Genomic DNA, 6288 nt, shown 5'->3' on the forward strand with positions numbered 1-6288 from the left:
GCGCTGATCAGCGGGTGGCGGTGAGGATCCGGCAGACGCTCTCCGGCGGACAATCGGTCGGGTCGAACCGGGCGGCGGTCTCCGCGACGGCGGCCAGGTCCTTACGTAGCCTTCGCAGGTCCCTGATCCTCTGGTCGATATCGCCGATGTGACGGTCGACCAGTTCGGCCACGTGCGAGCACGGGAGGTCACCCCGGTCCCGGATCCCGAGCACCTCCTTCAGCTCGGCCAGGGTGAACCCCACCGCCTGGCCGGCCCGAATGAACATGAGACGGTCGATCACAGCCGGGGCGTACTCCCGGTACCCCGATCGGGTCCGCTCCGGTTCGGGCAGCAGACCCGACTCCTCGTAGAAACGGATAGCCGAGGTGGCCACCCCGACCTTGCGTGCCACCTCACCTATCTGCATGACGGCACCATACCACTTGACATTCAACCGCACTTGAAGGTGTAGGTTTACCGGAATGAGGACCAAGCGCGAGAAGATAGATAACTCCGCAGAGCCGATCCGCCTCGCCATCGAGGGGATGACCTGCGACCACTGCGAGATCACGGTGGGCAAGGCGCTCAGCCGGGCCGGGCTGCAGGACCCGCAGGTGGACTGGCAGACCGGGACCGCGGTGGGCCTCGCCACCCCTGCGTTCTCGGCCGATAGGGCCACTACGGAGCTGGCGAACGACGGCTACGGCCTCGTCGAAGACGACGAGCGGGGCTCCGAGCGACTCGCCGAGTCCCCGAGTGACGGAGACCACGACCTGCTCATCATCGGTTCCGGGTCGGCGGCATTCGCCGCCGCAATCAAGGCCTCCGAGCTGGGGGCCCGTGTCGCCATGGTGGAACGGGGCACAGTCGGTGGTACCTGCGTGAATGTCGGCTGCGTACCCTCCAAGGCGCTGCTCCGAGCCGCCGAGCACTATCACCGGGCCCGTCACTCTCCCTTCGCCGGGTTGCCCACCGCGGTCGGGAGCGTCGACCTGGCGGCCCTGGTCGCCCAGAAGGATGACCTGGTGAACACCATGCGCCGGGAGAAGTACGAGGATCTGATCGAGGTGTACGGCATCGAACTGATTTGGGGTGAGGCCCGGTTCACCGGACCAGACACCGTGGAGGTCAACGGTCAGGTGGTGTCGGCCGGCCGCTACCTGATCGCCACCGGCGCCGCCCCGTGGGCGCCACCGATCGCAGGGCTCAACGAGGCCGGCTATCTCACCTCCACCACCGCGCTCGAGCTCACCGAGCTGCCCGCTGAAATGATCGTGGTGGGGGCCAACGCCATTGGCCTCGAGCTCGGTCAGCTGTTCGCCCATCTGGGCAGCCGGCTCACCCTGGTCGAGGTGCTGGATCGGATCGCACCCTTCGAGGAACCGGAGATCTCCGCCGCCCTCCAGGCGCACCTCGAGTCGATCGGTACCCGGGTCCTCACCTCGGCCACGATCACCAAGGCGGGCCGCAGTGGCGACCGTCGCTGGCTCGACATCACCATCGCCGGCATCACGGAGCGAATCGAGGCCGACCAGCTCGTCATCGCCACCGGCCGTCGCGCCGACACCGCCGGCCTCGGCCTGGAGGCCGCGAGAGTGGATACCGACCCGCGGGGGCATGTCGTCGTCGACAGTGCGATGGCGACCACCAACCCCCGGGTCTTCGCCGCCGGCGACGTCACCAACCTCCCCCAGTTCGTCTACGTGGCCGCCCGCTCTGGTGGGGTCGCCGCCGAGCATGCCCTCAGAGGCACCGGCCGACGCATCGACCTCAATAGCATGCCCCGGGTGACGTTCACCAGCCCGCCCATCGCCTCCGTGGGATTCACCGAGGCTCAGGCCGTCGACGCGGGCCACCGGGTGATCACCTCGCTGCTGCCCCTCAGCGCGGTACCTCGCGCCCTGGTCGACCATGACACCACCGGACTGGTGAAGCTGGTTGCCGACGAGGCCACCGGCCGGATGCTTGGCGCCCACATCCTCGCCGAGGGTGCCGGCGACGTCATCCAGGCGGTGGTGATCGGCCTTCAACACCGGGTCACCATCGAAGAGATCGCCGGCACCTTCCACCCCTACCTGACGATGGCCGAGGCACTCAAGCTTGCCGCCCAAGGATTCTCCAAGGATGTCGCCCACCTGTCCTGCTGTGCCGCTTGACGATCGAAGGGAGCAACAAATGGACGACAGGTACGACCTGGCCGTGATCGGAGCCGGGATGGGCGGCATCAATGCCGCCTTTCGAGCCGCAGGGCTGGGGGGCCGGGTGGCTCTCATCGAACGCCACAAAGTGGGTGGCACCTGAATCAACGTGGGGTGTATCCCCACCAAGGCCCAGGTCGGGTCTGCAAAGGCGATTCAGATGGCGCAGCGGGGGGAGGAGTTCGGGTTTCGGATCGGGCGGCTGGAGGTCGATTGGCCCCGGATCAGGACCCGCAAGGATGAGATCGTCTCGCTCATCCGGAGCCGGCTGGAACGCCGGATCGATGAGCACCCCCGAATCGACCTGATCCGCGGCTCCGCCCGCTTCGCAGGCCCCGGCCGCCTCTCCATCGACGGCCGCGAATTGGAGGCGGAGAAGGTGATCGTCGCTTCCGGCGTGGTACCGGTGGTACCCGACATCCCCGGGCTCGCAGAAGCGGGATTCGAAACCAATGAGACGGTCATGGACATGGACACGCTTCCCGGGTCGATGGTCGTCATCGGTGGCGGCCCCGAGGGGATGGAGTTTGCCCAGATGCTCCATCGCTTCGGCGTGAAGGTCACCGTGCTGCAGCGGCGGGGCCGAGTGCTCCCCCGAGAGGATGAAGAGATATCGACAGCGCTGGAGGCGATCCTCGGGGAGGAGGGCATCGACATCCGCACCCGGGCCGAGCCGACCAAGGTCGAGGCTGTCGGCGGGGGCAGGTTGGCAGTGACCGCCGATGTGGCCGGCACCACCGAGCGCTTCGAGTGCGACCGTATCTTGGTGACCGCCGGGCGTCGACCCCACCATGTCGGCGACATGGACCTGGAGGCGGCAGGCGTCGAGGCGGATCCGGAGACGGGAATCGCCATCGACGACACACTGCAGACCACCGCCCCCAACGTCTGGGCCATGGGAGACGTCATCGGCCGCCTGCAGTACACCCACTTCGCCGTGTACACCGCCGGGGTGGCGGTGGACAACGCCCTCAAGGGCGCCGGCCGGGCCTACGAGACGGACCGCATCCCCGGGGCGGTGTTCACCGACCCGGAGGTGGCCAGCGTGGGACTCACCGAAGAGGAGGCCGTTACCGCGGGGCGGAGCATCAAGATCGGTCGCCAGCCACTGCGGCGAGTGGGCCGGGCCATCGCCATGGGCGAGACTGCCGGATTCGTCAAGTTCGTCGTCGACGCCGACACTGACGAGCTGCTCGGCATGCACGTTCTCGCCCACCTCGGCGCCGATCTCCTGTCGCAGGGGATCCTGATGCTGCACACCGCGGAACGGAGCATCTCTCCGCTTACCAACTGCATATGCGTCCACCCCACCCTCTCCGAGGGAGTCAAGGCGGCGGTGACCAACCTGAAACCTGTCGAGGCGGTCGCCACCGCAGCCGGCGACCTGGCCGACTGAAGCGGATGAGTCCCCAGCGCATGTCCGACATCTAGTCAGTGCCCGTCGGCCACGGCCACCGCTACTCCCCCAGCGCCTACATCGACTTCGGGATCACTGATCCCCCGGGCCGGACCCAAGCCGACGCGACCAGGCTCAAGGCCCTCTTCGCCGCCGAAGAGACCGGCGACTGACTGCGGCGCGGCGGCCCGTTCTTGGCTTCCGGAAGGGCAGCCCGCCGAGCACGAGGACAACGAGAGACCGGTCCGACCGGCCCCGGAGGGCCACCCGAACCGGTGTTCCCATTGGCTCTCGGCGCCCCGCTGGGGCACTAGACAGCTATCGCTTTCTCCGCCTCCTCAGCCCTCGCGACGATGAAACCGGCGAGATCCACGAAGGGATCGAACCCGATCACCTGGGGTGCGTCGGCTACGAAGTTGGAGAGGGCGTTGATGTCGTAGAAGTAGGGCCGGCCGTCTCTGGAGTTCACCAGATACTCCACGCCACCGAGGTCCATTCCCGCGCCTTCGATTATCCGCTTCGTGATATCGATCACATCCTCGGGTGGTGTGAACGCCTCCACCGGGAGCCCCCGGCCGGAGACGCCGTCGGCGATGCCCGGGACTTCGCAGTAGTCGGCCGGGCACAGGTTGAATGAGCCCGGGAGGAGCCGGAGGCGAATCGCGTAGAGATACTCGCCGTCGAGGATCTCCACCCTCACGATGCTGTCGCCCTCTGCGGGCAGATGCTCCTGCACCAGTGCCAAGCCGTCGTAGCTCAGATCCTCCAGCTCACCTGATCGTACGGCCGCTTCCAACTCAGCGGTGTCGGCGAACGACCGGATGCCCGCTCCGCTCCCGCCGAGATTGGGCTTCACCAGAATCGGGAAGCGAAGACCAGTCGCGGCTTCGATCACCTCCGCCGGGTCGCTGAACGGTCTTCCCGCCGGATGACTGACACCCAGGTCTGCGAGCAGCTCGAGCTGACGTGTCTTCGATATCTCGTATTCGAAGGCTGCGGCCCCGTTGATGACCGGCACTCCATCGGTATCGAGTCGCCGAAGGAGATCCTGAGTCCTGGCAATCGCCGGGCCGTTCCCCCTGGTCCAGGCGGACGGGCTCATCCGGTTGACCACCAGACGGCAATCCTCGAGCGCACCCACCAGGTCAATCCGCGAGTCCGAGGCGTCCACCGGCAAATACTCCACACCACGCCGATCCAGCTCGGCGAAGAGCGGTTTGAACCAGAGCGGATGCTCGTACAAGATTCCGATGGGTTGTGTGATGGCTCTCATGCCCGCCTTGGTTTAGCGTTACGCTGCCCGTAGTAGCTACTCAGTGTCGTATATCCGACACGTCCTGCACCATTGCTCCATGAATCCACCCAGGGACAACCTTCCCGGTCATCACACCTAGACGGCTCTTCTGATCCGTTTGTCGATTTCGACTGCGACCAGAACGGTAGAAACCCGGTCAGCGTACTGCTGACCCCGGCTTCTACTAGCGGGGGCGGGATCTGAACCCTCGACCTTCGGGTTATGAGCGAGGCCGGGGTGTTCGCTGACCTGAGGAAATGCGCGAAATGCCTGTTCAGAAGCCATTTGTGTTTCGCGACATTTCGGGTTCGTGACCGTCCCATCGCATCCTCTCGCGATATGGACGCGCGATGGAAGCGCCTTCGCTGGGTCACCCTCTCAGGGTTCTGTGGATGTCTTTCATCAACAGGACGAGGTGCAGCGCGTCGGTAGGTGACTGTGCGAATTCGGGGATGAGATTGACGTAGAAGTCTCGAGCCTCCGGCCTCTCGGCGTGAACAAGTAGGCCCCGGCATCCGATCTCAACTCCCAACTGCGCAGTCCGACCGATGGCATCGGCGAGGAGACCGGCACCGAGTCCTCGGCCTTCGTGCTCTTGGGATACACCAAGTCGGGCGAGCAGCGCAACGGGCTGCGGGTACCGTCCCGCACCCTGGCGCGCCCGTGCCGGAGCATCCTCGATCGAGATACTGGCCATCGACCAGGCGTAGTAGGCGACCACCAGGACACTGTCATCCGGAGTGACGACCAGCACCTTCGCTGTTCCCGCCGCGTGGGCCTGTCGTGCATGGTGGCGTAGCCAGTCGGTCTGTTCGGCGGATCGACACTCGAACGGGTCGACGATGTCACCGGCCTCCAACAGCCTGGGAGGCCGATACCGTTGCGTCACTCGTCGGTGAACGGCGACGGCCGTGCCATCAACTCGCGGAGCCCGGTCAGGCTGCGAGCACGACGACGGTTGATCTCCTCCCACGCGGCTCGAGCCTCAGGTTCGAGCACAAACTTGGTCCGGTCGGCCAGCACCCGACGGGACGCCACGGTCAGATTGGTGATGACGAAGTCGGTCAGGTCGGTTCCGGACGCCGTTACCGCCCGGTCAATGAGCGCACGATCCTCAGGAGTCGTCCGCACCTCGAGACGCTCACTGCGAGTTCGCTTCGTGCCGGTGGCCATGGTTCAACTTTCCTTCAGTACGGCCAGTGTACGGCCACACCCAGGGATGGTCAACCAGTGACTGCGTTGCGCTCCAGCGCAACCTGGCATCAGCCCGATCGGACAACGTCAGAGGCCCTCTCCGATTTCCCGGAAAGGGCCTCTGACTTGGTTGTTCACTTGGTAGCGGGGGCGGGATTTGAACCCGCGACCTTCTGGCTCCGAACCAACACTGCGCGCCCGACGAAGCAGAAGACCGGCCTAAA

Annotated in this window: 8 protein-coding genes; 4 read left to right on the forward strand and 4 right to left on the reverse strand. The window is 65.9% G+C overall.

The annotated features are described in order from the left end of the window. Positions 1 to 7 precede the first annotated feature (7 nt). Positions 8 to 409, reverse strand: a complete 402-nt coding sequence (locus WD184_09895) for a heavy metal-responsive transcriptional regulator (protein MEX0827044.1) — start codon at positions 407 to 409, stop codon at positions 8 to 10. Between the two features lie 55 nt (positions 410 to 464). Between WD184_09895 and merA the strand changes: the two genes are divergently transcribed. The 4 genes from merA to WD184_09915 are packed head-to-tail and all read left to right on the forward strand — an operon-like array spanning position 465 to position 3749. Further along, positions 465 to 2138, forward strand: a complete 1674-nt coding sequence (gene merA, locus WD184_09900; GenBank protein ID MEX0827045.1) for a mercury(II) reductase — start codon at positions 465 to 467, stop codon at positions 2136 to 2138. A 19-nt stretch (positions 2139 to 2157) separates the two neighbouring features. Next, entirely contained in the window at positions 2158 to 2283 is a 126-nt protein-coding gene (locus tag WD184_09905; GenBank protein ID MEX0827046.1) for an FAD-dependent oxidoreductase, read from the forward strand. A gap of 6 nt (positions 2284 to 2289) precedes the next feature. After that, positions 2290 to 3576 (forward strand): FAD-dependent oxidoreductase, encoded by a 1287-nt coding sequence (locus WD184_09910; GenBank protein MEX0827047.1) that lies wholly within the window; start codon positions 2290 to 2292, stop codon positions 3574 to 3576. Between the two features lie 38 nt (positions 3577 to 3614). Then, a complete protein-coding gene (locus WD184_09915; protein MEX0827048.1) occupies positions 3615 to 3749 on the forward strand; it encodes a hypothetical protein in 135 nt (44 codons plus the stop codon). 137 nt (positions 3750 to 3886) lie between these two features. On the opposite strand, the gene WD184_09920 is transcribed toward WD184_09915, so the two are convergent. The 3 genes from WD184_09920 to WD184_09930 all read right to left on the reverse strand — a co-directional run bounded on the left by WD184_09920 (position 3887) and on the right by WD184_09930 (position 6043). Further along, on the reverse strand, positions 3887 to 4849 hold the full coding sequence (locus WD184_09920; GenBank protein ID MEX0827049.1) for a hypothetical protein: 963 nt from the start codon (positions 4847 to 4849) through the stop codon (positions 3887 to 3889). A 391-nt stretch (positions 4850 to 5240) separates the two neighbouring features. Continuing rightward, the gene (locus tag WD184_09925; protein ID MEX0827050.1) at positions 5241 to 5729 is read right to left on the reverse strand and encodes a GNAT family N-acetyltransferase; all 489 of its coding nucleotides are present in this window, start codon (positions 5727 to 5729) and stop codon (positions 5241 to 5243) included. A gap of 26 nt (positions 5730 to 5755) precedes the next feature. Beyond that, positions 5756 to 6043 (reverse strand): DUF1778 domain-containing protein, encoded by a 288-nt coding sequence (locus WD184_09930; GenBank protein MEX0827051.1) that lies wholly within the window; start codon positions 6041 to 6043, stop codon positions 5756 to 5758. Positions 6044 to 6288: the final 245 nt, after the last annotated feature.

This window comes from Acidimicrobiia bacterium, from assembly GCA_040878325.1.
Lineage (GTDB): Bacteria > Actinomycetota > Acidimicrobiia > Spongiisociales > UBA11373 > JAUYIV01.